The sequence below is a fragment of the Bradyrhizobium sp. CCBAU 51765 genome (assembly GCF_015291725.1).
Taxonomy (GTDB): domain Bacteria; phylum Pseudomonadota; class Alphaproteobacteria; order Rhizobiales; family Xanthobacteraceae; genus Bradyrhizobium; species Bradyrhizobium liaoningense.
The window spans coordinates 4,373,765-4,395,459 of sequence record NZ_CP030038.1 but is presented as its reverse complement, the minus strand read 5'-3'; the positions used below and the strand labels follow the sequence as shown (position 1 = coordinate 4,395,459).

Here is a 21,695-nt window from a genome sequence, read left to right as displayed (position 1 = left end):
CACTTAATTTGACGCCGGCAGCTTTCACGGCCATGATGCAGCATGGCTCGTCTCGCTCGCGTCGTCATCCCCGGTCACCCCCACCATGTCACCCAGCGCGGCAATGGCCGGGGGCGCACGTTCTTCGAGGACGGCGATTATGCGCTGTATCGCGACCTGCTTGCGGCGAATTGCAGGGATGCCGGGGTCGAGGTGTGGGCCTGGTGCCTGATGCCGAACCACGTGCACCTGATCCTGGTGCCGTCCGATCCCGACGGGCTGCGGCGTGCGCTCTCGCGCGTGCACCGCAGCTACGCCGGGATCATCCACGCGCGACGTAAGCGTACCGGTCATTTCTGGCAGGGCCGGTTCGGCGCTGTTGCCATGGACGAAGAACATCTCGCGGCGGCGCTGCGCTACGTGTCGCTCAATCCGGTGCGGGCGCGGCAGGTAGCGCGGGCACAGGACTGGCGCTGGTCGAGCACGCGCGCGCATTTGCGCGGCAAGGACGATGGCGTAACCGCGCTGGCGCCGATCCGCGATCGTTTTCCGGAGTTCGCCGATCTGCTGGCGACCGAACCGGAAGACGATCTGTTCGACGCCCTGCGTTCAGCCGAGAGCATCGGCCGGCCGCTTGGAGACAGCCGCTTTCTCAGCCGTCTCGAACGTCAGACCGGGCGCGTCCTCAAGCCCGCCAAGCGCGGGCCGAAGCCGTCGGTGGAGGAGGGGGGTATTTAGTGCACTGTCACCGAATAAACTGAAATGGTCATTCCCTCCACCCTTGAACCCCACCAGAGGTGGCGCCGACTAACCGCCATGGCCGCACTCGTTGCAGAACTCCTGTTTGACCTCGTCAGGTGCCTCGTTGGTGGCTGGCTGAGACAGGCTGCGGTGGCCATCTGTGGGTGGCTCGATACGAAGATTCATGGCCGTGCTGCACGCTTTGTCGTGGGCGGCCTTCTCGGGATCGTCGCCTATTTCCTCATTCCCGTTATCGCCGGCCTGCTGGGATTGTGATGTACTCCGTGAAAGCGAGCCTCATCATCGCATTGGCCATCGGGGCGCTCATCTCGACGGTGCTCCTTGTCCTGGAGCCGCTGACCGACTTCGCGTTTCTCTCGCTGGAGTGGCCGGGCATCACCGCGGCTTATTTTTTCTGGGGGGCGATCGGAGGGTCCACCTTCCTCGGCATCGCCATCTCCTGGATCGTGAACGCACTGACCTACGGTCTGGGCGCTTTCGTCATTCTCGGCGCCTTCAAGGTGCTGAGGGAAGCATGAAGCGCTGGCTTCACATGATGGGAAAGATTGCGAGGGTTGCTGCGCTTTGGGGCACCACGGGCAGATTGGCTCGACCCTGATAGCAGCCGAGGCCGCAGCGCGTGTTTGATCGTGCACGGCCGGCTCCGCTGACCGTGCCCGCTTCGTCACGCCGCCTTCTCGACACCCTTCGCGACGATCTCGACTTCGAAATAGCCCATGTCGCGGAGCTCGGCGGCCTTCTTCTCGGCCGCTTCCCTGGTGTCGCGCTTCAAAATGATCTGGCCCGCTCCGTCGCGGGCGCAAACGAAATAAGGCATTTTCGATTCCCAATTTCGTTTGCATACACATGGCTCCGGATTCCCGCAAGAATACGGGTCACCGCTCCAGCCCGGCCTTTTGCCGCATCTCGTCGATCAGCTCCGAGGCCTCGGCCCTGGTCAGTTCCTCCTCGGGCAGGTCCTGATGTGCCTGCCTGGCGAGGGTCTTGAGATAGGATTCCTGGGCTCATCCCTGGGCTCCCGTCATCGGGTCGTCCCCGGAAACCCAATCCTTCGGTTCCTTCCGGATGTTGTCCGCCATCGAAAATCTCCTTCTCCGTCAAACGCCGGACTCGACTCATCGTTCCGTTTTTGTTCTCATTGGCCATATTCAAATCGCGAGGGCTGAACATGCCGGACCTGGACTTTGTCAGGCGGGAGATCGAACGGATGCGCATCCAGATTGGCAGGCAGAGAAAGGAGATCCTCCAGCTGCAGCGGGCGGGCGCGGGGACGGCCTCGGCCGAAGCGCTGCTGTTGCGGATGGAGGCGAAGGTTGAAAGTCTGTGCGCCCAGCGTGACGCGCTGAGGAGCGCAGAGCCGCATCACAACAAGGGCAGGGTGCTCGGCGGGAGGACATGGTGAGCAGGCGCTGGTTCGACGACGAGAGAGAGCTGTCGCCCTTCCTGACCGCGCTCGAGGACGTGCGTAGAAAGGCGACGCGGGAAGGGTGGTGCTACGCCCACGTCCAGGCCATCATCGTGGCCATCGACCAGTACGCGGAGGCCGCGACGGGCAACCGCGAGTATTTTTTGAACAAGCCGGTTTCAATCGGCGACAGCCGGAAGGCCGCGGATATTCCGTGATCGGCTGCGCCCTCGTATCGTTGCTCGTGCATCGCATCGGGGCACGTCGCCGGTGTCGACGCTCCCGTTGGAGATGCGATGCGCCGTCAAGCTGCACGGTTCGAATTGCGATGACGGTGCTCCCAGTTGCAGCTGTTCGCCAAGAGCGGCCGCAAGCTGGAAGAGACGCGATGGGCGGCGGCGCGCAGGCGTGGCCGTCATCGCACTGTCTTCTGCGCTCCCGCTACGATGGGCAACAGGAGCGAAGACATGCGCGCTCGTCGTTGCGGCGATCAGCGTGGCGAGACCGAGGAGGAGGACGCTGACCTGGTCCGGCCGGGTGAAGCGGCCTTTCTCGGTGGAGAAATCCGTCGCGTTTTGCGCGACTTTGGACGTGCTTCGGGTGCAATCCCGTTCTGCTCGTCGAATTGCTTCAGCCAGGCCTGGATGTATCTGGGGTCATCGGGACAAAGCCGTTCCAGCAAACGAAGGTTCTGCGCTCTGAATTCCACCAGGGTTTTCGGCATAACTCCTCCTCAAAAGCCTGCCCGCCGAAAAGGTGCTTCGGGAGGGGAGCCGGGTCAACGGCAAAGAGAGGCTTGAAATTCCGGGCGAGCCGATGCAGCGCGAGCGCGCCAAAAAGCGAAAACCCCGCCTGGGGGAAGCGGGGTTCTCTGTCGGGGGTGAAGCTTGGGGACGCTTCAACTGTAAGACGCGCGAGCCGGCGGAAAGTTCAAAAGAAAATCCACAGCCGGACTTGCCGGGCCAACGCATATGGCTTCATTCGCGAGCCGGGCGCGCGCCTCGTCGGTCGTGCCTCGCGGCGAGACCGGCACATTCGCACCAGCGACCAAGGCGCGATGCGACCGGGATGAATCGTCATCGCGCTTCAGGTTGTTGTTTCAGCATGATCTCCGCGCAAACGCGTTCCGCGTTTGTCGCGAGGGGAGAACCGCTGCGCACTTCTCCGGATCGTGCTTCAGGCCGCAATCCGGTGGTCGACAGGTGTCGTCAGGAACTTGAGCGCTTCTGCATGTGCGAGGTCGGGAACCGCGATCGCGGTGTGGCTGTACATCGCATGCGTCCGCGACTTCGCAATCCCGTCCAGGATTTCGCGGCCCTTGATGACGTGGAGACCCATGCCATCTTCAGTGGGGAAGATCGCCAGCACGACGTCATAAGCCGCGATGACGGCCCTGAGCGCTTCGGCCTTGTCTTCGGCGACCTCGACAAAAATACGAACATCAGCCGCGAGTTCACGCAGCTCGTCAAAATCCAGCACTGTGGGATACTCCAACGCAACAGACCTGATTGAAGCTTGGCCGCGTTAGGTTACCGAAGTGTCAACAACGCCGGCCGAGCCACAGGTTTCACGTGCAGGTGACACAGCAGGCGGATCAAGAAGAGTCCCGACAGCGAAACCCCGCCTGGGGGAAGCGGGGCTCTCTGGTGGGGGCTCAGGGACTTCAATCCTAAGACGCGCCAGCCGCCGAATCGTTCAAAAAGAGAGCGGGGATCGTTCACAGGAGGACGGGAGTCCCTGCGAACCCGTGCTTGCGTTTTCGGCCTCGATGGGTTCTAAGCCCGGACACTTCATGACCTCTGGCATGAATCAGCAGCGCGCCCCCGCGGTCCGGCCGCGTCCTCTCCGGGAATTGCTCGCGCGCCCCCATTCAAAGGAATTCAGACATGGCGAAGATGACGAAGACCCAATTGATCGATGCAATTGCCGAGGGTACGCAGCTTTCGAAGAACGACGTGAAGTCGGTGATCGAGTACATGGCGACGGTCGGCTACAAGGAGCTCAATGAGTCCGGTGAGTTCGTCATTCCCGGCTTCGTGAAGATGTCGGTCGTGAACAAGCCGGCGACCGAAGCGCGCATGGGCGTCAATCCCTTCACCAAGGAGCCGATGCAGTTTGCGGCGAAGCCCGCGAGCAAATCGGTCAAGGCCTCGCCGCTGAAGGTCGCCAAGGACGCCGTCTGAGGCGCAAGCGACATCGTTGCGGCGGGCACTGCCGTAAGGCCGCGCGACGAGCAATGGCTGTAGAGGTGGTGCTCGGCGAAAGCGACGTTCGAACATCACCGGACGATCAGGACAAACCATAGGGGGCGCCGGTCGCTCTGGCCGGGCAGGCTCTGCGGTTCCCGCAAAGCCGCGCAGACCGGCAGGGGTTTCGTTCTCACGGACCTCGCAGATCATCGGCCCTCGATGACGAAGCTCGCGATGCCGGCTTCCATGGGGGGCGGCTGCGCCGCGCCATTGCCGGCCCACTGGATTGCGGCCGGTCGATGCGCAAGGGCGAGGCTTCGTTTCGCTGGCATGCAATCCGCGCGCCTCGCCAAGTCGCCGACTTTAAGAGATCACCGACTTCAAGAGAAAAGCCCCGCGCTTTCGCGCGGGGCTCTCTTGGCTGACGGCGTTGGGATTTCAGCGCCTGGCCGCCAACCGTATTTCAAACTTAAGGTTGAAAATCTAAAAAGCAACAGCGCCGCGGTGACGGAGTATGTTCGTCAGGCGGCGCTGCCGTGTGACTGGGCGCTGAAATCCCCAGCTTCCATAAGTCTATGCCGCTCAGAAAAGGTTCAACGCGAGGCCGGCGAAATTTAGCCGGAGGGGGGCTGGACTTTTCGTTCTCTTTTTGTTCTAGTTTGGGTCGCCTTGGGAGACTTTTTTGGAGGTGACTCATGACTGTCGAAAAACAGCGCGAAGTGATCAGGCTCTGGAACGAACTCAGGAAGCTCGAGGGGCCTGCCGCAGAAGAGCTCCGCATCCAGATCCTCGAATACTTCTCCAAGGCGAAGACGAAGCGGGCGGCTTGATCAGCGTCGACGACACGCGGCAACCCGGGCGCGTGATCGCGGTCCATCCGCTCGCGCTCGATTCGCCGGCGAAGAGCTCTGCCGCCGAAGGTGCGAGAGTTCGCGCCTTCATCGATCGTTAGGATTCGCTTCGCACCGGTTTTCTCGACTCCGATTCGTTCTTCGAGAACGAAATGGAGTCGGATGCAGAACAGGGGCGCGCCTCGCGGCGGCGATGTGGCCCCGCAGTCGGAAAGAGACGGAGTGATGCCCGGCCCCGCGCGTGTCTTCTCCGAAAGCGCGAGGCGAGGAAAGCGCCATGGATGCGGACTGCTCTGATCGATGTCGCAAAGTGTTTGTTAAGAACTGCTCCGCACCCATTTCTGCGATTCCGATTCGTTCTTCGAGAACGAAATGGAGTCGAACCGGAACAAAGTCGGCCGGGTCTTTCGCCTGTCCCGACATCAGATGCGCCGCCTCCGATGTGCCTAACGAGTGCTTGCGCGGACGCCGATAACCCTATTCGGTTAGGTTAAAAGCCCAATCGCGTTGCGCTTGCCGCGGGGTGGGGTAGGTGTCTGGCAAGAAGCAAGAAGCGAATTTGCCAAGAAGCAATTTGTCATGACGCCTTTTTCGACGCCGTCCTTCTACCAAGGCGACCGGTACACCTACCGGCGCGTCGCCGTCGCCGGCACGCTGTTCTGTCTCGCTTTCGTCGTGATCAGCTTCTCGCTGCGGCCGCAGGCCGAGGACACGCGCGTGGCGGTCAAGGCCGACCGGCTGGTGCGCACGGCGGGCCAGGCGGCGCGCGCCAACTAAAGCGCGATGCGATCGGGATCAATCGTCATCGCGCTTCAGGTTGTTGTTTGGGCATGATCTCCGCGCAAACGCGTTCCGCGTTTGTCGCGAGGGAAAACCGCTGCGCACTTTTCCGGATCATGCTTTAGCGTTCGTCGCCGTAGATGCGATCGTCGGCCGGCGCCTGCGGGCAAGCGGCGCCGCCGCGCGAGGCGAGCGCCACGAAGCCGGCATAGCCGGACAGGTTGAGCAAGACTTCGAGCCACGCGGGCATGTCGGACCTCTTTTCCTTCCGCTCAGCGTGAGGAGGGGACTCAACGTCCGCGCGCAATCCTGGTTCCCTGCTCCCGAAAGGAACTCAGACCGGAGAGGAGGGGTCGAGCCGGCGGCCGAGGGCCGCGACGGATTTGCTCGACGGCTGCTCCTTCAGGAACTCGGCGATCGCCCGCGCCAGCTCGCCGTCGGTCATCGGCGTCGGCGGCGGGCGCAGGGTGCCGACACCGAAGCTGCGGACGATCTCGTCGTAGTGCTCATCGTCGGATCTGGGAACCAACTTGCGGATACGGGCCAGCAAAGCGGATAATGGCAAAAAAATTCCTCCTCGATCGTCCGCCCCGCTGGCAGCAATTGCGCTCTGCTGCCATTGGCTTCCCCTTAAACTGAAAAACCCCGCCAGCATCGCGGAGATACTGACGGGGTCTTCGTGCCGTTGCCTCAACCCGGATGGCGGAGGCTCCCGCACTTGGCAAATCAATCCGCGTCCGGCGATTTCGTTCCTCTCGCATCAACGTTTTTTGACAGCCCCGGGGTTCCGCGGGTTGCGCAACCATCGCGGGCGCTCGCGGTTATCCCCGCAAGACACGAAGGAGAGGAGCATGAAGAAGACATTGGCAGTTCTGGCCACGATCGCGGCCGTCGGCGTGACCGCCGTCGCGGCGCCTGCGCCGGCCGAGGCGCGCGGTCGCGGCATCGGCCCGGGCCTCGCGTTCGGTCTTGCCGCCGGCGCCATCACCGCGGGCGCGGTCGCAGCCTCCCGACCGTATGGCTATTACGGTCCCGGTTACGGCTATTATGGCGGCCCGAGCTATTATTACGGGCCGGGTCCGTACGCCTATTACGGCGGCGGGCCATACTACCGCCATCACCACTGGCGCCATTGGTAGCCGCCAATAGCGAAAAGCCCGGAGCGTTGCTCCGGGCTTTTTTCATTCGCAATTCCTCGCGCTTGCCTGCGCGACGATGCTAGGGCCAGAGCGATGGCCGTTCCACCTTGCGGGCGTTCTCCAGCGTCGACACGAAGTATTCTTCGCGCTCGCGCTTGAACTTCTCTTGCGTAGCACGGAAGGCGGCGACCCGGGCGGCGATCTCATCGCGCTCGCGCGCTTTGCGTTCTTCGTCTTCGGTCATGTGAAATCCCCTCCACACCTGAGTATGTGCATATTTGAACTCAAGCGCTGCCGCCGCAATCACGTTGAGTCGCGTCAACACATCCATTGGCGCTCCTGAATGGGGCGTCAATGGGGAGGAGGCATTGCAGGATTGTGATAAGCGAAAGGCCGGAAGAAAAAGTTGCCGAGCGCGTTGCGTTCGCGCTTGATAAGTACGTCAGCGATCTTGTCGCTTGTGCATATTGCTGTCAGGCCAAACGAGTCGGGAGGCGCGATTGATCGCATCGGATCTTCAGAGCGGCGTCGAGCGGCTCGGCGACATGATCGCCGAGGCGAGGGCCATCGTGCCGTTCACCGGCGCCGGCATCTCGACCGAATGCGGCATTCCCGACTTCCGCTCGCCGGGCGGAATTTGGACGCGCAACCGTCCGATCCCGTTCGACGAATTCGTTGCGAGCCCGGAGGCGCGTAACGAATCCTGGCGCCGTCGCTTCGCGATGGAGCAGGTGTTTGCCGCAGCGAAGCCCGGCCGCGGCCATCGCGCGCTGGCCTCGCTCTACCGCGCCGGCAAGGTTCCCGCCGTCATCACCCAGAACATCGACAATCTGCACCAGGCCTCGGGCTTCGCCAGCGAGCACGTGGTTGAACTTCACGGTAATACCACTTATGCGCGCTGCATCGGATGTGGGCAGGCCTATCCGCTCGACTGGGTGAGGCGCCGTTTCGACGACGATGGCGCGGCGCCCAATTGCACGGCATGCGACGAGCCGGTGAAAACCGCCACGATCTCCTTCGGCCAGATGATGCCGGACGACGAAATGCAGCGCGCGACCGCGCTGTCGCAATCCTGCGACCTCTTCATCGCGATCGGTTCCTCGCTCGTGGTCTGGCCGGCCGCGGGCTTTCCGCTCATGGCCAAGCGCGCCGGTGCACGTCTGGTCATCATCAACCGCGAGCCGACCGAGCAGGACGACGTCGCCGACCTCGTCATCCATCACGACATCGGCGAGACGCTCGGTCCCTTCGTGGGCAATTGAGACGAATCAATTTGATTCGCTGCGATGCAAGCTGTTCATAGGTTCCGGCGAATCTCTTTTTTGTCTATGCCTCTCAACCGGGAGTGTTATCTTTTGAGTCGGAAGATTCGCGTCGCGTCGAGTTGAGAACATTTTCATAAGACGCGTGATTCGAGCGCCGCCAATGTGGCGGATGGCATGGCACTGTGGGGTCCGGGGTTATGGGGTCGTCGGACGGATTTGAGTCCAAGAAGCTTGGAGTTCCCGGGCAGGGGGTATCGCCTGGGCGGATGACGCCGGGCGAGCACGGCGGTGCCGGCCGCGACAGCGGGCTCAGCCCCTTCAGCGGGCTCGGTGAGGCCAGCGCCAATCTCGTCGAGGTCCATGGCGTCATCAAATGGTTCGATGCCTCCAAAGGTTATGGCTTCATCGTTCCCGACAATGGATGGCCCGACGTCCTCCTGCACGTGACCGTGCTCAGGCGCGACGGCTTCCAGACCGCTTATGAAGGCGCCCGCATCGTCGTCGAGTGCATTCAGCGCACCAAGGGCTACCAGGCCTTCCGCGTGGTCTCGATGGACGAGTCGACGGCGATCCATCCGGCGCAGATGCTGCCGCCGCGCACCCATGTCACGGTCACCCCGACCAGCGGGCTGGAACGGGCCCAGGTCAAATGGTTCAACCGGCTGCGCGGCTTCGGTTTCCTGACCTGCGGCGAGGGCACGCCCGACATTTTCGTGCACATGGAGACCCTGCGCCGCTTCGGCATGACTGAACTCAGGCCGGGCCAGTACGTCCTGGTCCGCTTCGGGCCCGGCTCCAAGGGCATGATGGCGGCCGAGATCCATCCCGAGACCGGATCGCCGGGATTGCAGTCGCACTGAACACCACCAATTCTCGCGATCGTGAGCAGAGGCGTGCCGGCTGGCCGGCGCGCCTCTTTCTTTTCCGATGGCTGCCGCGTAAGGACTTGCCCAGTCCCCCACGCCTCGAGAGCCCCATGAATTCTGATCGAAAGGCCGTCTGGTCCGCTGCGCAGGGCTGGCTTGCCGCCATCCTCGTCATCATCGGCTGTGTCGTCACCAGCGCGCCCGTCGGCGCCGCCAGCTTCCAGCCGCTCGAGATCGTCACCAAGAACGGCGTGCAGGTTTTCTCGGTGGAAATGGCGACGACCGAGGAGGAGAAACAGACCGGCCTAATGTACCGCAAGGAATTGGCGGACGGCAAAGGCATGCTGTTCGACTTCAATCCCGAGCAGGAAGTGTCGATGTGGATGAAGAACACGTACGTGTCGCTCGACATGATCTTCATCCGCGCCGACGGCCGTATCCTGCGCATCGCCGAGAACACCGAGCCGCTGTCGACCAAGATCATCTCGTCCCGGGGCCCGGCCCGGGCCGTGCTGGAGGTGGTGGCGGGAACGGCGCAGAAGTACGGCATCCGCCCCGGTGACCGCGTCGGCCACCCCCTGTTCGGCAGCAAATAGGGGCGGGCGAGGCGATTGCCCGGCCTTGCTGGGGGCGCTTTGGGAAGCTTGCCGGCGCTTTCTGGAAGCTTGCTGGCGCCTTGGGAAGCGTGTATCGACGGGGCTCGCCGGACATTCGGGGTATAGCGCAGCCTGGTAGCGCGGCAGTTTTGGGTACTGCAGGTCGTTGGTTCGAATCCAGCTGCCCCGACCAGTCCCGAGAAGGCTCGCAGGGGCGTGGGATCGCAGAGCTGCGACCGCAACTCCGCTCAGAACAGCAGCCAGTCAACAACCCGCCAAGCGCCCCAGGCGAGGGCGCAGATCCAGCCCAGCATTGCAATTCCCGCCACGCCAAGTCCGCAGAGCGGCAACAGCGAGCTTCCGGTCTCCGGGACGTCGGATAGTTTCTCGGTCGTATCTATCTGGCTCACTGCTCCCCCTCGGCCATGCGGCCTGCTCATCATTGGTCTCGGCGCGATCGCGGAAATTCACCGGTCGCGCTCCTGCTCACACGGACGTGACACGAGATGACCGTCCATCCATGGCGGGCGCGCGCGGATCGTTGATATTCACGGACGCCTCGCGATGGACGGGAATACCTGCAGCGCACGGTGCTGCGTTTGGTTGCTCCGGCCGAGCCCGCAAAATGTCTGCCGGGCCGTTTTTTTCGCAGCGCCGCGCCTGCTTTGGGGGGTGTGTGCGTTGAAGGGAGGATCGGGCGCGCAACAGGCGCCGTGCCCGAGGTCTCTTTCGAGCGAGGTCTCCATGTCGATCAGCGCGATTGCATCTACCACCGCGGCCGTAACGACGTCCGCTTCGACCGCAACGGCGTCGTCGCCTGCGGCATCCTCGACGTCGGCGGCTTCGTCGACGGAGGCCGCCTCATCGACCTCGTCGGAATCGTCCTCGCAATCGGCGAGTGGAAGCTCGGGATCGGGCGGCGGCTCGGCCAAGACCATCGTCAGCGAGGTCTCCATGACTATCGACGGCGTCACCACCACCACCATCACCTATTCCGACGGCACCACAGAGGTCGAGACCTCCGCGAGCGCGCAAGGCAGTCAGGGCAATTCGTCCGGGCAGACCTACAACGCGCAAGGCGCGCTCGCGACAAATGCCCAGAACGCGTCCGGCAGCGCCTCCAGCGCCAGCGCCACGTCCCAGTCGGCTTGATCGCCGAGGCAGGGCAGGCGGCATATTGCGCGTGAGTCGTTTGCGAGGGGGCTGTCCCAGTCCCTTGAAGCCCTTGCGCTCATAGTCTGCGCCACACGACTTCTGCGCGATTTTTCAAGGCATTGGTGAGGGGCCGCGCGGCGCAGAATTGTCAAAGATTCATCGAACCTTTGGCTGTTGCGACAGACATATGTGCGTTGGGGATTTCAGCGCCCAATGCCTAAACGGACGCCGCCAAGCGATGATATTCCGCTTGCGCGGCGTTGCGCTTTTCCGGCCGGGCCGGTCAGCTCGACGCGTGCCAGCCGGGTGGAAACGGCACCAGCGGCCAGATCGCCTCGTTGTCGTTGGCGGCGTTCGGCCGCTCCTGCGGCGGCGTCTTCGCAACCGCGGCAGGCGGCGTCATTCGCAGCGCGAGGCGCAGAGATGCGCATTGCAGCTTCATTATTGTCATCCCGGCGCGTCGATGATTTCCAAACGTCAGATCGCTTCAAAGTTCGACGTCAGCTGGAAAATCACCGTGCGCCTGAAACAGCGTTCGTTCTCAAATCGCGTGCAGTCTAGAAAACCCGGCGCCGGCTTACAACCGGTCGTGCCGCTTCATCCCAAGAAGTAAGGTTGACCGGTTAGGTTAAAGGCGAGCGTTTGTTGCGGCTGTCCGGGTGGCTGTTATCAGGTCTGTCCCGGCTCGCGATGGGCGGCCTTCGATCCGTGCGACCACTGGTCACGGTTCGCCGCGGCGCCCATCGGTTGAGTTCTGCGCCAGCGAGTTCCGCCACATGTCTCTTGATAGCAACCTCAAGACCATTGGTCCGCAGTCCAGCTGGACCGATATCTGGCACCTCTGGACAGTGATCGTGCCGCGACGCTCCATCAACGGGCAGTTCGTGGTCGGCAAGGTCTGGCGACGCCGCGACGGCCGCGACTGGATCTACAAGAAATTCACCGAGTTCGACGGCGAAGAGGCGGCCTGAAGCGCGGTGGGACCGGGACGAGACATCATCGCGCCCCGGGCTGCTGAGGCCGTGCAGTCCTAACCCGAGTGCCGCTCGCCTGCCGCCGAGCCCGGTGTCTGCACGCGCGGCAGCGGCATTTTGAAGTGACGCTTCGCATAGGCGACGATCTCGGCGTCCGAGGGATGATCGGCCGCTTCCACCGCGACGATCCGCTTGGCCAGATCGGCTGCGCTCGCGCGAATGTGGCCGGCAAGCTCTGTCTTCGCGCTCGCCGGACCGATGATGAGGATCTCGCCGGCGTCGGCGAGGGCTTTGGTCACCTCGGTGTAGAATGCCTTGTCGGGAGCTGCATGGCCGCTGCCGATCGCATTGGCCTTGTGATGAAGATGGCGTGTCGCCAGGTGCGGATGCAGCGTGATTTCGTCGGAGCCGCCGAGGCCGAAATGGAAGATCCTGGCCTGCGAGTGGTCGATCCATATCACGGCATGGAAATGAGAGGGCATGGGGTCGGGCCTTGTGCGAGAGGGGGCCGCCGCGGTCGGCGCGGCGGCGCATGTCGCGCCGACATTATGCGGGACGGCGCCGCCTCCGTTGACCCAAGTCAATTCGATCCCGGCTCGACAAGCGGGGCAACGGAGGCTTCGCGCTCCGAAGGCGGCGCCCGCTCAGGCCGCCTTCGTCGCGGCCGCCCCCGGCTTCGGCGGTGGCGGCTTCAGCGGCTTGTCCTGCTTCTTCGACCACGAGATGTAATAGGCCACCGTCGTCATGATCGCGATGCCGGCGACGCTGACGAAGATCTGCGCGAGCAGCGAGCCCGAGCTCATCGACAGTTCGAAATGGCCGACGAACGACAGGAACACGCCGACGCAGAACACGGCGAGCGACTGCTGGCCGCAGACGATCAAGGGATCGAACACCCTCCACTCCAGCCCCGGCCACTCCTTCGGCACGAAGCGGATCACCAGGATCACGATCACCACGAAATGGAGGAAGCGGTACGGCGCAAGGTTGGTCTTGTCATTCGGGTTGAAGGCCGAGAACAGCCATTCCGGGAACATGCCGCCGAGGGTGGGGAAGCGGCCGGCCATGGTCATGACCAGCGCGAACAGGAGATAGCCGAGGCAGACCCACAGCGTGATCGGCGAATTGATCAGCGTCATCGAGCGCCGAGCACCGCCCATCGCGCACCAGGCGCCGAACACGAACAGCACCTGCCAGCAATAGGGGTTGAAGTACCACTGGCCGGCCGGGTAGGCGGTCAGGTTCAGGCCGTAATGGCGCGCGGTCAGCCACAGCACGATCGACAGGACCATCGTCAGGTCGGGTTTGCGCAGCATGAACCATAGCACCGGCGGAAACAGGCCCATCAGCACGATATACAGCGGCAGCACGTCGAGATTGAGCGGCTTGAAGCGCAGGAACAGGCCCTGGCGCAACGTCTCGGTGGCGTTGTCGACGAGGCCGGCAACGTTGAACTCGTTGATCATCTCGGAATCGCCGAAGCGCAACGCCAGATAGCTGATCGAGGCGATGTAGATCACGAACAGGATGATGTGGGCGACATACAGCTGCCAGACCCGCTTGGTCAGCCGCGTGGCGCCGACGATGAAGCCGCGCTCCAGCATCATCCGCGCATAGACGAAGGAGGCGGTGTAGCCGGAGATGAAGACGAACAGGTCGGCCGCGTCGGAAAAGCCGTAGTTGCGGGTCGTGATCCAGTTCACGACGTTGTCGGGGATATGGTCGAGAAAGATCGCCCAGTTCGCGACGCCGCGAAACAGGTCGAGCCGGAGATCGCGGCCCTTGTCGGGAAGCGTTGCACTGATGTTCAGGAAGGCCATGCGACGGGAGCTCTCGAAGAGATCGGATAGGCTGATGAGGCAGTGCCGCCGGGCGGTATCCCGGCGCCGAGGGCAGGTACGGAATTGTCACGGTGCAGCATAATGACTATACCGTTGGCGAGGGGCCGGGGGCCGGAATCACCGATCAAGTCCCGATCGGTTTCTCTATACTATCCCTGAGGTTTCCACCAACTGCCACCGTGACGCATCGAAATCGAACGAAAAGACGAAGAGGCCCGGACCACCCATGACCGCACGCATTTTCAAGCCTGCCAAGAACGCGATGCAATCCGGCCGGTCCAAGACCAAGGAATGGCAGCTCGATTACGAGCCGGAGCAACCGCGCGCGGTCGAGCCGCTGATGGGCTGGACGTCGTCCGGCGACATGAAGCAGCAGATCACGCTGCGCTTCCACAGCAAGGAAGAGGCGGTCGCCTATTGCGAGCGCAAGGGCATCGCCTACCAGGTCATCGAGCCCCAGGAATCGATTCGCCGGCCGGTCGCCTATGCGGACAATTTCTCGTTCCGCCGCGGCGAGCCCTGGACGCATTGAGCCTCGGCAAGCTCTTCGGCACGTCATTGCCCGGGCTTGTCCCGGCATCCACGTTTTGGCCGCATGATCTCGGCCTGCATGGTTCGAGACGCCCGCTTTGACGGGCTCCTCACCATGAGGGTCTGATATCTTGCCGCGAAGCGTGACCTCATCCTGAGGGCCCCCCGGGGCGGGCGTCTCTAAGGATGGGCCGCAGGCAAGCTTCCCGCCACGCTTTTAGCCTCGGGGACGCCTAAGGTGGTTGGCATCAATTCCGCCACGTGCTTCGCTGCCTCGCGTGACGAGCTCATGGCGAGGCGGGGTATGGCGGGGCGTGACCAGCTCGACGGCGTCGATCTGAAGATCTTATCCGAGCTGCAGCAGGACGGGCGGGTGCGCAACAACGAGCTGGCGCTGCGCGTCGGCGTGTCCGCGCCGAACTGCCTGCGGCGGTTGAAATCGTTGTTCAGCCGCGGCGTGATCCGGGCAGTGCGCGCCGTCATCGACGAGCGGCGGCTCGGTTATGAGGTGGTGTCGTTCGTCTCGATCCAGCTCGGCAGCCAGGCCCAGCCGGTGCTGGAGGCGTTCGAGAGCTCGATATCAGCGATCCCGCGCATCCAGCAGTGCTGGCGGATTTCGGGCGACACCGACTATCTGCTGAAATGCGTGGCGCCGAGCGTCGAAAGCATGCGCCAGCAGCTCCTGCATTTCGCGGCGATGCCTGATGTGAAGAACGTCCGCAGCTTCCCGGTGCTCGGCGTCGCCAAGGATGTGCCGCTGCCGTTGCAGGAGGTCGCCGCCGCGGCGGCGCCGGCGGGATAAGATCGGAAATGCTCCCGTGCGGCCAACCAGAATTTCATATAATCCGAATCCAAGTACATGAGTCACTCACCTAACTGTGACATGTGATTTGGGAAGCCCTGCAATGCGCTGAGCCGTGATTGCCGGTTCCCCTGCGGCGCCTAAATGCGAGGTGCGAACCCTCAGCGTGTTGGCATGCCGAGGCCTCTTTTGTGGGACCCTGAAGCAGGAAAGACACCATGACATCGATTTCGAAGACGTTCGTCGCATCCGCTGTGACGCTGTTTGCATCCGCGTTTCTCATGATGACCGCACCGGCTGCCAAGGCCGATGACTTCTGCATCACCAACGGCGCGCAGGCCGCTCATGGCTGCGGCTATCCGACGATGGAAGCGTGCCGCGCCGCGGCGGGCGGTATCGGCGGCACCTGCTCGCAGAGCGGCGGTGCGAGGGCTTCGAACGACGCGTTCGCCCAGCAGCCGAAGCGGACCCACTCGCGCAAGCTCCGGCCGGGCGGCCAGACCAACTCGAACTAACGCCGCCAGTCGAGACCGGATCAGAGACGTTGCGGCCTCCGAGATCCAACTCGGGGGCCGCAGTTCATGACGACCACGCAGCGCACGCGCTCGCTTACCGGTACCGGCCGCGAAACTCGCGCGGGGAGGTCCCGGTCCAGCTGCGGAAGGCGCGCGAAAAGCTCTTTTCGTTGCGGAAGCCGGCGATCTCCGCGATGCGCTTGATCGGCGTGCGGCCGCGCATCAGTTCCTGCTTGGCGAGCTCGAACTTCGTCTCTTCCTTGAGATCGCGTAGCGAGGTGGATTCCTCGCGCAGGCGCCGGTGCATGGTGCGGGTGGACAGCGCCAGCTCGCGCGCGACGTCCTCGGCGCCGAGAATGCGCCCGCGCGCATTGCGGAGCAGGCGGCGCACGCGCTCGACCAGCAGCCGGTCGCGCCGGTAGGGCAGCACGGTCAGCCGCAACGCGCCCTCGAGCATGTTGTCGAGATCGGCCGCGCTGCGCGTGAGCGGCAGCGACAGATAGTGCTTGTCGAAGACGATGCTGGCGCGGTCCGCATCGAAGCGGATGGCCCGGCAGAAGATGGTCGGATAGACCGAGACGTGGCCGGGCTGCGGGTAGGGGAATTCAGCCGCGCGGAGCGCGATCCGGGAATCTACGGCCCAGCACGAGAAGCCGAGCACGTAGCGGAAGAGGGTCACGAGGCAGAACTCGCGGAAGAGCCCGAGATCATGCATCTCGCGGATCGAAACGACGGCGGTCTCATCGCCAATCTCGAGATCGAGCAGTACGTCTTCGGTGACCAGGCGGTGATGCCGGCACCAGCGCTTGAGTGCGACCTCCAGCGTCGGCGCGGTGATCGAGGCGCGGCACAGCATGCCATAGGTGCCCCAGGGCAGTCGGCGCGAGAACCAGCCGAGCGCTTCGTCGTCGAGCTCGCGCATGGCATGGCCCGCCAGCGCCTCGAACTGGGCAGCAGTGACCCGTCCATCCGGAGAATTGACAAGGTCCGGCGCGACCTGGCCCCGGTTCAATGCCTCCGCGGGATCGCGGCCGTATCGCTCATAGGCGGCGACCACGCCGCGGACGAAGGCGGCGGGGGTGACGGCGCGGCGCGGGATCGCGGTGGCGGCTTGAAAAGGCATCGGAAATCCCTCCTGAAAATCCTCGCCAAGTTTGGCGGAAAATGCAACCTTTTCGACTGCAAGAGGGCCGGGACCGGGCTAGGTTCGGACCCCAAAATACGGAGGAATCGCCTTGAACATCCCGAGCATCGATTTCGATCTGGGCGAAGACATCGGCATGCTGCGCGACACGCTCCGCGCCTTCGTGGAGGCGGAGATCACCCCGCGCGCGGCCGAGATCGAGAAGGCCAACCTGTTCCCTGCAGACCTGTGGAAGCGCCTTGGCGACCTTGGCCTGCTCGGCATGACCGCCCCTGAGCAATATGGCGGCTCGAACATGGGCTATCTCGCCCACATCGTCGCGATGGAGGAGATTTCGCGCGGCTCGGCGGCCGTGGGCCTGTCCTACGGCGCCCATTCCAACCTGTGCGTCAACCAGATCCGCCGCAACGGCAACGATGCGCAGCGCCAGCGCTATCTGCCCAAGCTGATCTCGGGTGAGTATGTCGGCGCGCTCGCGATGTCCGAGCCCGGCGCCGGCTCCGACGTCGTCTCGATGAAGCTGCGCGCCGACAAGCGCGGCGACCGCTACGTGCTCAACGGCTCCAAGATGTGGATCACCAATGGCGGCGATGCCGACGTGCTGGTCGTCTACGCCAAGACCGACCCGGACGCCGGCCCGCGCGGCATGACCGCCTTCCTGATCGAGAAGGGTTTCAAGGGTTTCACCCACGGCCAGCATCTCGACAAGCTCGGCATGCGCGGCTCCAACACCTATCCGCTGTTCTTCGACGAATGCGAGGTCCCGAAGGAGAACGTGCTCGGCAAGGTGGGCGAGGGCGTCAAGGTGCTGATGTCCGGCCTGGATTATGAGCGCGCGGTGCTCTCCGGCGGCCCGCTCGGAATCATGGCCGCGTGCATGGACGCCGTGGTGCCCTACATGCACGAACGCAAGCAGTTCGGCCAGCCGATCGGCGATTTCCAGCTGATGCAGGGCAAGCTCGCCGACATGTATTCGACCTGGCAGGCCACGCGTGCCTATGTCTACGCCGTGGGCCGCGCCTGCGACCGCGCCGATCACGCGCGCAGCTTGCGCAAGGATGCCGCGGCTGCGATCCTCTATTCCGCGGAGAAGGCGACGTGGATGGCGGGCGAGGCGATCCAGGCGCTCGGCGGGGTCGGCTATACCAGCGAATTCCCGGTCGGGCGCCTCTGGCGCGACGCCAAGCTGTACGAGATCGGCGCCGGCACCTCGGAGGTTCGCCGCATGCTGATCGGTCGCGAGCTCATGGCCGAGACGGCTTAAACGTACACCTCATCGGAATCACCATGCCGCTTCATTCAAGCATCGATCCGTCTTCATCCGATTTCGCGCGCAACTCCGAGGCCATGCGCGCGCTCGTCGCTGACTTGCGCGAAAAGCTCAGCCAGGTCGCCGGCGGCGGCGGCGAGGTCTCGCGCAACCGCCACACCGCGCGCGGCAAGATGCTGGCGCGCCAGCGCGTCGATCTGCTGGTCGATCCCGGCACCTCGTTCCTGGAGCTGTCGCCGCTCGCGGCCTATGGCCTCTATGGCGGCGACGTGCATTCGGCGAGCGTCGTAACGGGGGTGGGGCGCATCTCTGGTCGGGAATGTGTGATCGTCGCCAACGACGCCACCATCAAGGGCGGCACCTATTACCCCATGACCGTGAAGAAGCATCTGCGGGCGCAGGATATCGCGCGGCAGAACAATCTTCCCTGCGTCTACATGGTCGATTCCGGCGGCGCCTTCCTGCCGCTGCAGGACGAGATCTTCCCGGACGAGCGGCATTTCGGCCGCATCTTCTACAACCAGGCGCAGATGTCCTCACAAGGCATTCCGCAGATCGCGATCGTGATGGGTTCCTGCACGGCAGGCGGCGCCTATGTGCCGGCGATGTCGGACGAAAGCATCATCGTGCGCAATCAGGGCACCATCTTCCTCGGCGGTCCGCCGCTGGTGAAGGCCGCGACCGGCGAGGTCGTGAGCGCCGAGGAGCTTGGCGGTGCCGACGTGCACTCGCGCCAGTCCGGCGTGACCGATCACTATGCCCAGAACGATGCCCATGCGATCGGTATCGCGCGGCGCATCGTCGGCACGCTGAAGCCGTCGGCACGGCCGAACCTGAACATGCATCCGCCTCGCGAGCCGCTGTTCGCGGCGGAGGAGATCTACGGCGTGGTGCCGGTCGACGGCAGAAAACCGTTCGACGTGCGCGACATCATCGCGCGCGTGGTGGATGGCTCCGAGTTCGACGAGTTCAAGAAGCTCTACGGCACGACGCTGGTGTGCGGCTTCGCCCATATCTGGGGCTATCCGGTCGGCATCATCGCCAACAACGGCATCCTGTTCAGCGAGAGCTCGCTGAAGGGCGCGCATTTCATCGAGCTGTGCTGCCAGCGCGGCATCCCCCTGGTGTTCCTGCAGAACATCACGGGCTTCATGGTCGGCAAGAAATACGAGGCCGGCGGCATCGCGCGCGACGGCGCCAAGCTGGTGACGGCGGTCGCAACCGCCTCCGTGCCGAAATTCACCGTCGTGATCGGCGGCTCCTACGGTGCCGGCAATTACGGCATGTGCGGCCGCGCCTACTCGCCGCGCTTCCTCTGGATGTGGCCGAACGCGCGCATCTCGGTCATGGGCGGCGAGCAGGCCTCGATGGTGCTGAGCCAGGTCCGGCGCGACAACATCGAAGCCAAGGGCGAGAACTGGTCGAAGGAAGAGGAAGACAAATTCCGCGAGCCGATCCGTGCGCAGTATGAGAGCCAGGGGCACCCGTATTATGCGACCGCGCGCCTCTGGGACGACGGCGTGATCGACCCGGCCGACACCCGCCTCGTGCTCGGCCTCGGCCTCTCGGCGGCATCGAATGCGCCGATCGAACCGACGAAATTCGGCCTGTTCAGGATGTGATGCGATGGACCGCTCCAAGCTCTACCGGCGTTTTCGCACGCTCCTGATCGCCAACCGGGGCGAGATCGCCTGCCGCGTCATCCACACCGCCCGCGCCATGGGCCTGCGCACGGTCGCTGTCTATTCCGAGGCCGACCGCGACGCGATGCATGTCGCGCTCGCGGATGAAGCCGTGCTGCTCGGGCCTGCCCGGGCCCGCGACAGCTATCTCAATGTCGAGCGGCTGATCGAGGCCGCACGGAAGACCGGGGCGGAGGCCGTGCATCCCGGCTACGGCTTCCTGTCGGAGAACGCCGAGTTCGCGCAGGCCTGCCTTGAAGCGGGGCTCGTCTTCGTCGGTCCGACCGCCGGGATGATGAATGCGATGGGCTCGAAGTCCGGCTCGAAGGCGCTGATGGAAAAGGCCGGCGTGCCGCTGGTGCCTGGCTATCACGGCGAGGCCCAGGACGAGGCGACGCTGTCGAAGGCGGCGGACAGGATCGGTTTCCCCATCCTGGTAAAGGCCTCCGCTGGTGGCGGCGGCCGCGGCATGCGGATCGTGCGATCGGCCGCCGAGCTTGGGCCCGCCATCGTCAGTGCCAAGCGCGAGGCTCTGGCCGCGTTCGGTGATGATCGCATGCTGATCGAAAAATATGTCGACAATCCCCGGCATATCGAGGTGCAGGTGATCGGCGACAGCCACGGCAATCTGCTCTCGCTGTTCGAGCGCGAATGCACGCTGCAGCGGCGGCACCAGAAGGTGATCGAGGAGGCGCCGTCGCCGACCCTCAACGCCGCGCAGCGCGAGACGGTCTGCGCCGCCGCGCGAAAGGCGGCCGGAGCGGTCAATTATGTCGGCGCCGGCACGATCGAGTTCGTCTCCGACGGCAAGGACGTGTTCTTCATCGAGATGAACACGCGCCTCCAGGTCGAGCATCCCGTCACCGAGCTGATCACCGGCATCGACCTCGTCGAGTGGCAGCTCCGCGTCGCCTTCGGCGAGGCGCTGCCGCTCAAGCAGGACGAGATCAAGCTCAACGGCCATGCCGTCGAGGCGCGCGTCTATGCGGAGAATCCCACCAAGAACTTCATGCCGTCGGTCGGCAGGATCTCGACCTGGCGGTTGCCGGCGGAAACCGGGGGCTTGCGCATCGACGCCGGGTATCGCGAGGGCGACAGCGTGTCGCCGTACTATGACGCCATGCTGGCCAAGATGATCGCCTGGGCGCCGACGCGGGACGTCGCGATCGAGCGGCTCAATCGGGGACTGGAAGAGTCCGACGTCCGCGGCATCGTGACGAACATCCCGTTCCTGTCGGCGCTGATGACGCATCCCAAGGTGCGCACGAATGCGATCGACACCGGCTTCATCGAGCGCGAGCTGGCGGTGCTGACGCAGGCTCCGCCGGCGCCCGGCGAGCTCGAGCTTTGCGCCGCGGTGGCTGCGATCCTCAATGACGAGCGACAGGCCGCACGCGCGCAGGCGGGTTCGCCCTGGCAGACCTTCGGCTGGCAGCCGGTCGGCCGCCGCCAGCGCAGCTTTGCCTTCCGCGTCGGGCACGGGCCGGAGCAGAAGATCACGCTGAATTACGGGAGTGGCCCCGCGACGCTGGTGGTCGGCGAGCGCGAACTGGCGTTCACGACCACGGCGAAGGAAGGCGGCTTCGACCTGACGCTGGACGGCGTCAAATCGCAGGTTGCGGCCGTGATCGACGGCCACGAGCTTTACTTGCGCACGCGCAACGGCCGCTTCGACCTTCACTGGGTCGATCCATTCGGCGGCGAGAGCGAGGAGCAGGCCGGCGAGGACAAGATCGCAGCGCCCCTGCCGGGCACGGTCGTCGCCGTGCTCGCCGTGGAGGGGGAGAGGCTCGAGAAGGGCGCGCCGATCCTGACCCTGGAAGTGATGAAGATGGAGCAGACGCTGCGTGCGCCCTTTGCCGGCGTGCTGAAGTCGATCAAGTGCAAGGTCGGCGACATCGTCCAGGAGGGCGTCGAGCTCGCCGTGGTCGAGCCTTCCGGAGAGTGAC

The 21,695-nt window shown here is 64.1% G+C and carries 31 protein-coding genes, 1 tRNA gene and 1 pseudogene; 22 read left to right on the top strand and 11 right to left on the bottom strand.

Annotated features, from left to right (window positions below; genetic code table 11):
* Positions 1 to 42 precede the first annotated feature (42 nt).
* The 3 genes from XH96_RS21070 (at position 43) to XH96_RS21060 (ending at position 1,259) form a co-directional block, all read left to right on the top strand.
* Positions 43 to 717 (top strand): transposase, encoded by a 675-nt coding sequence (locus tag XH96_RS21070; protein ID WP_194387486.1) that lies wholly within the window; start codon positions 43 to 45, stop codon positions 715 to 717.
* Positions 718 to 795: 78 nt separating this feature from the next.
* The gene (locus XH96_RS21065) at positions 796 to 996 is read left to right on the top strand and encodes a hypothetical protein (RefSeq protein ID WP_194387485.1); all 201 of its coding nucleotides are present in this window, start codon (positions 796 to 798) and stop codon (positions 994 to 996) included.
* On the top strand, positions 996 to 1,259 hold the full coding sequence (locus XH96_RS21060) for a hypothetical protein (protein ID WP_194387484.1): 264 nt from the start codon (positions 996 to 998) through the stop codon (positions 1,257 to 1,259). The genes XH96_RS21065 and XH96_RS21060 overlap by 1 nt, the downstream gene beginning before the upstream one ends.
* A gap of 146 nt (positions 1,260 to 1,405) precedes the next feature.
* Here XH96_RS21060 and XH96_RS21055 read toward each other — a convergent pair whose 3' ends face one another.
* Together XH96_RS21055 and XH96_RS21050 are read right to left on the bottom strand one after the other, a co-directional pair.
* Positions 1,406 to 1,558 (bottom strand): hypothetical protein, encoded by a 153-nt coding sequence (locus XH96_RS21055; protein WP_165935832.1) that lies wholly within the window; start codon positions 1,556 to 1,558, stop codon positions 1,406 to 1,408.
* 58 nt (positions 1,559 to 1,616) lie between these two features.
* Positions 1,617 to 1,820 (bottom strand): annotated as a pseudogene (locus XH96_RS21050) (DUF3072 domain-containing protein).
* A gap of 89 nt (positions 1,821 to 1,909) precedes the next feature.
* On the opposite strand from XH96_RS21050, the gene XH96_RS21045 reads away from it, so the two are divergent.
* Positions 1,910 to 2,143: a hypothetical protein gene (locus XH96_RS21045; RefSeq protein ID WP_194387483.1), complete on the top strand. Its 234-nt coding sequence runs from the start codon at positions 1,910 to 1,912 to the stop codon at positions 2,141 to 2,143.
* On the top strand, positions 2,137 to 2,364 hold the full coding sequence (locus XH96_RS21040) for a hypothetical protein (RefSeq protein WP_028182153.1): 228 nt from the start codon (positions 2,137 to 2,139) through the stop codon (positions 2,362 to 2,364). Before XH96_RS21045 ends, XH96_RS21040 begins: the two co-directional genes overlap by 7 nt.
* A 958-nt stretch (positions 2,365 to 3,322) precedes the next feature.
* Here the strand turns inward: XH96_RS21040 and XH96_RS21035 are convergent.
* Entirely contained in the window at positions 3,323 to 3,625 is a 303-nt protein-coding gene (locus XH96_RS21035) for a hypothetical protein (RefSeq protein WP_194387482.1), read from the bottom strand.
* A gap of 407 nt (positions 3,626 to 4,032) precedes the next feature.
* Here XH96_RS21035 and XH96_RS21030 point away from each other — a divergent pair, with 407 nt between their 5' ends.
* The 3 genes from XH96_RS21030 (at position 4,033) to XH96_RS21025 (ending at position 5,963) form a co-directional block, all read left to right on the top strand.
* On the top strand, positions 4,033 to 4,329 hold the full coding sequence (locus tag XH96_RS21030) for an HU family DNA-binding protein (protein WP_018323108.1): 297 nt from the start codon (positions 4,033 to 4,035) through the stop codon (positions 4,327 to 4,329).
* Positions 4,330 to 5,030: 701 nt separating this feature from the next.
* Positions 5,031 to 5,165 (top strand): hypothetical protein, encoded by a 135-nt coding sequence (locus tag XH96_RS39660; RefSeq protein ID WP_256439287.1) that lies wholly within the window; start codon positions 5,031 to 5,033, stop codon positions 5,163 to 5,165.
* A gap of 600 nt (positions 5,166 to 5,765) precedes the next feature.
* Positions 5,766 to 5,963 carry a hypothetical protein gene (locus XH96_RS21025; RefSeq protein ID WP_194387481.1) on the top strand — a complete coding sequence of 66 codons (198 nt, stop codon included), beginning with the start codon at positions 5,766 to 5,768 and terminating at the stop codon, positions 5,961 to 5,963.
* A 124-nt stretch (positions 5,964 to 6,087) separates the two neighbouring features.
* Here XH96_RS21025 and XH96_RS39655 read toward each other — a convergent pair whose 3' ends face one another.
* Together XH96_RS39655 and XH96_RS21020 are read right to left on the bottom strand one after the other, a co-directional pair.
* The gene (locus XH96_RS39655; protein ID WP_256439286.1) at positions 6,088 to 6,216 is read right to left on the bottom strand and encodes a hypothetical protein; all 129 of its coding nucleotides are present in this window, start codon (positions 6,214 to 6,216) and stop codon (positions 6,088 to 6,090) included.
* A gap of 84 nt (positions 6,217 to 6,300) precedes the next feature.
* The gene (locus XH96_RS21020; protein WP_246789699.1) at positions 6,301 to 6,621 is read right to left on the bottom strand and encodes a hypothetical protein; all 321 of its coding nucleotides are present in this window, start codon (positions 6,619 to 6,621) and stop codon (positions 6,301 to 6,303) included.
* A 196-nt stretch (positions 6,622 to 6,817) separates the two neighbouring features.
* On the opposite strand from XH96_RS21020, the gene XH96_RS21015 reads away from it, so the two are divergent.
* Positions 6,818 to 7,105: a hypothetical protein gene (locus XH96_RS21015; protein ID WP_028176458.1), complete on the top strand. Its 288-nt coding sequence runs from the start codon at positions 6,818 to 6,820 to the stop codon at positions 7,103 to 7,105.
* A 79-nt stretch (positions 7,106 to 7,184) separates the two neighbouring features.
* Here the strand turns inward: XH96_RS21015 and XH96_RS21010 are convergent, their stop codons facing one another.
* Positions 7,185 to 7,436 (bottom strand): hypothetical protein, encoded by a 252-nt coding sequence (locus XH96_RS21010; RefSeq protein ID WP_194394417.1) that lies wholly within the window; start codon positions 7,434 to 7,436, stop codon positions 7,185 to 7,187.
* Positions 7,437 to 7,605: 169 nt separating this feature from the next.
* On the opposite strand from XH96_RS21010, the gene XH96_RS21005 reads away from it, so the two are divergent.
* The 4 genes from XH96_RS21005 to XH96_RS20990 all read left to right on the top strand — a co-directional run bounded on the left by XH96_RS21005 (position 7,606) and on the right by XH96_RS20990 (position 10,025).
* Complete coding sequence (locus XH96_RS21005; protein ID WP_194387480.1) at positions 7,606 to 8,367, top strand: NAD-dependent protein deacetylase; 762 nt, start codon at positions 7,606 to 7,608, stop codon at positions 8,365 to 8,367.
* Between the two features lie 200 nt (positions 8,368 to 8,567).
* On the top strand, positions 8,568 to 9,230 hold the full coding sequence (locus XH96_RS21000; RefSeq protein ID WP_061881880.1) for a cold-shock protein: 663 nt from the start codon (positions 8,568 to 8,570) through the stop codon (positions 9,228 to 9,230).
* A gap of 116 nt (positions 9,231 to 9,346) precedes the next feature.
* The gene (locus tag XH96_RS20995; RefSeq protein WP_194387479.1) at positions 9,347 to 9,832 is read left to right on the top strand and encodes a DUF192 domain-containing protein; all 486 of its coding nucleotides are present in this window, start codon (positions 9,347 to 9,349) and stop codon (positions 9,830 to 9,832) included.
* Positions 9,833 to 9,948: 116 nt separating this feature from the next.
* Positions 9,949 to 10,025: transfer RNA gene (locus XH96_RS20990), tRNA-Pro, on the top strand.
* Positions 10,026 to 10,080: 55 nt separating this feature from the next.
* Here the strand turns inward: XH96_RS20990 and XH96_RS20985 are convergent.
* Both XH96_RS20985 and XH96_RS39205 read right to left on the bottom strand, forming a co-directional pair.
* Positions 10,081 to 10,242: an RNA-binding protein gene (locus tag XH96_RS20985; RefSeq protein WP_246789698.1), complete on the bottom strand. Its 162-nt coding sequence runs from the start codon at positions 10,240 to 10,242 to the stop codon at positions 10,081 to 10,083.
* Positions 10,243 to 10,380: 138 nt separating this feature from the next.
* On the bottom strand, positions 10,381 to 10,788 hold the full coding sequence (locus XH96_RS39205) for a hypothetical protein (protein ID WP_246789697.1): 408 nt from the start codon (positions 10,786 to 10,788) through the stop codon (positions 10,381 to 10,383).
* Here XH96_RS39205 and XH96_RS39200 point away from each other — a divergent pair.
* The 3 genes from XH96_RS39200 (at position 10,787) to XH96_RS20970 (ending at position 11,958) form a co-directional block, all read left to right on the top strand.
* Complete coding sequence (locus tag XH96_RS39200) at positions 10,787 to 10,984, top strand: hypothetical protein (protein WP_246789696.1); 198 nt, start codon at positions 10,787 to 10,789, stop codon at positions 10,982 to 10,984. The genes XH96_RS39205 and XH96_RS39200 overlap by 2 nt on opposite strands.
* Positions 10,985 to 11,417: 433 nt before the next feature.
* A complete protein-coding gene (locus XH96_RS20975) occupies positions 11,418 to 11,600 on the top strand; it encodes a hypothetical protein (protein ID WP_194394416.1) in 183 nt (60 codons plus the stop codon).
* A gap of 163 nt (positions 11,601 to 11,763) precedes the next feature.
* Positions 11,764 to 11,958 carry a hypothetical protein gene (locus XH96_RS20970; protein WP_194387477.1) on the top strand — a complete coding sequence of 65 codons (195 nt, stop codon included), beginning with the start codon at positions 11,764 to 11,766 and terminating at the stop codon, positions 11,956 to 11,958.
* Positions 11,959 to 12,017: 59 nt separating this feature from the next.
* Here XH96_RS20970 and XH96_RS20965 read toward each other — a convergent pair whose 3' ends face one another.
* Positions 12,018 to 12,443, bottom strand: coding sequence for a translational machinery protein (locus tag XH96_RS20965; protein WP_194387476.1), 426 nt, complete (start codon positions 12,441 to 12,443; stop codon positions 12,018 to 12,020).
* A gap of 162 nt (positions 12,444 to 12,605) precedes the next feature.
* Positions 12,606 to 13,781, bottom strand: a complete 1,176-nt coding sequence (locus tag XH96_RS20960; RefSeq protein ID WP_194387475.1) for an OpgC domain-containing protein — start codon at positions 13,779 to 13,781, stop codon at positions 12,606 to 12,608.
* 247 nt (positions 13,782 to 14,028) lie between these two features.
* On the opposite strand from XH96_RS20960, the gene XH96_RS20955 reads away from it, so the two are divergent.
* The 3 genes from XH96_RS20955 to XH96_RS20945 all read left to right on the top strand — a co-directional run bounded on the left by XH96_RS20955 (position 14,029) and on the right by XH96_RS20945 (position 15,650).
* Positions 14,029 to 14,334, top strand: coding sequence for an ETC complex I subunit (locus XH96_RS20955; RefSeq protein WP_194387474.1), 306 nt, complete (start codon positions 14,029 to 14,031; stop codon positions 14,332 to 14,334).
* Between the two features lie 303 nt (positions 14,335 to 14,637).
* A complete protein-coding gene (locus tag XH96_RS20950; RefSeq protein WP_194387473.1) occupies positions 14,638 to 15,135 on the top strand; it encodes an Lrp/AsnC family transcriptional regulator in 498 nt (165 codons plus the stop codon).
* Between the two features lie 218 nt (positions 15,136 to 15,353).
* On the top strand, positions 15,354 to 15,650 hold the full coding sequence (locus tag XH96_RS20945; protein ID WP_194387472.1) for a DUF3551 domain-containing protein: 297 nt from the start codon (positions 15,354 to 15,356) through the stop codon (positions 15,648 to 15,650).
* Positions 15,651 to 15,744: 94 nt separating this feature from the next.
* Here XH96_RS20945 and XH96_RS20940 read toward each other — a convergent pair whose 3' ends face one another.
* Complete coding sequence (locus tag XH96_RS20940) at positions 15,745 to 16,773, bottom strand: AraC family transcriptional regulator (RefSeq protein ID WP_194387471.1); 1,029 nt, start codon at positions 16,771 to 16,773, stop codon at positions 15,745 to 15,747.
* A gap of 112 nt (positions 16,774 to 16,885) precedes the next feature.
* On the opposite strand from XH96_RS20940, the gene XH96_RS20935 reads away from it, so the two are divergent.
* Genes XH96_RS20935 through XH96_RS20925 form a run of 3 tightly spaced genes read left to right on the top strand, consistent with a single transcriptional unit; the run spans position 16,886 to position 21,694 of the window.
* Positions 16,886 to 18,058, top strand: a complete 1,173-nt coding sequence (locus tag XH96_RS20935; RefSeq protein ID WP_194387470.1) for an isovaleryl-CoA dehydrogenase — start codon at positions 16,886 to 16,888, stop codon at positions 18,056 to 18,058.
* 23 nt (positions 18,059 to 18,081) lie between these two features.
* A complete protein-coding gene (locus XH96_RS20930; protein ID WP_194387469.1) occupies positions 18,082 to 19,686 on the top strand; it encodes a carboxyl transferase domain-containing protein in 1,605 nt (534 codons plus the stop codon).
* A gap of 4 nt (positions 19,687 to 19,690) precedes the next feature.
* Positions 19,691 to 21,694: an acetyl/propionyl/methylcrotonyl-CoA carboxylase subunit alpha gene (locus tag XH96_RS20925; RefSeq protein WP_194387468.1), complete on the top strand. Its 2,004-nt coding sequence runs from the start codon at positions 19,691 to 19,693 to the stop codon at positions 21,692 to 21,694.
* Position 21,695 lies beyond the last annotated feature (1 nt).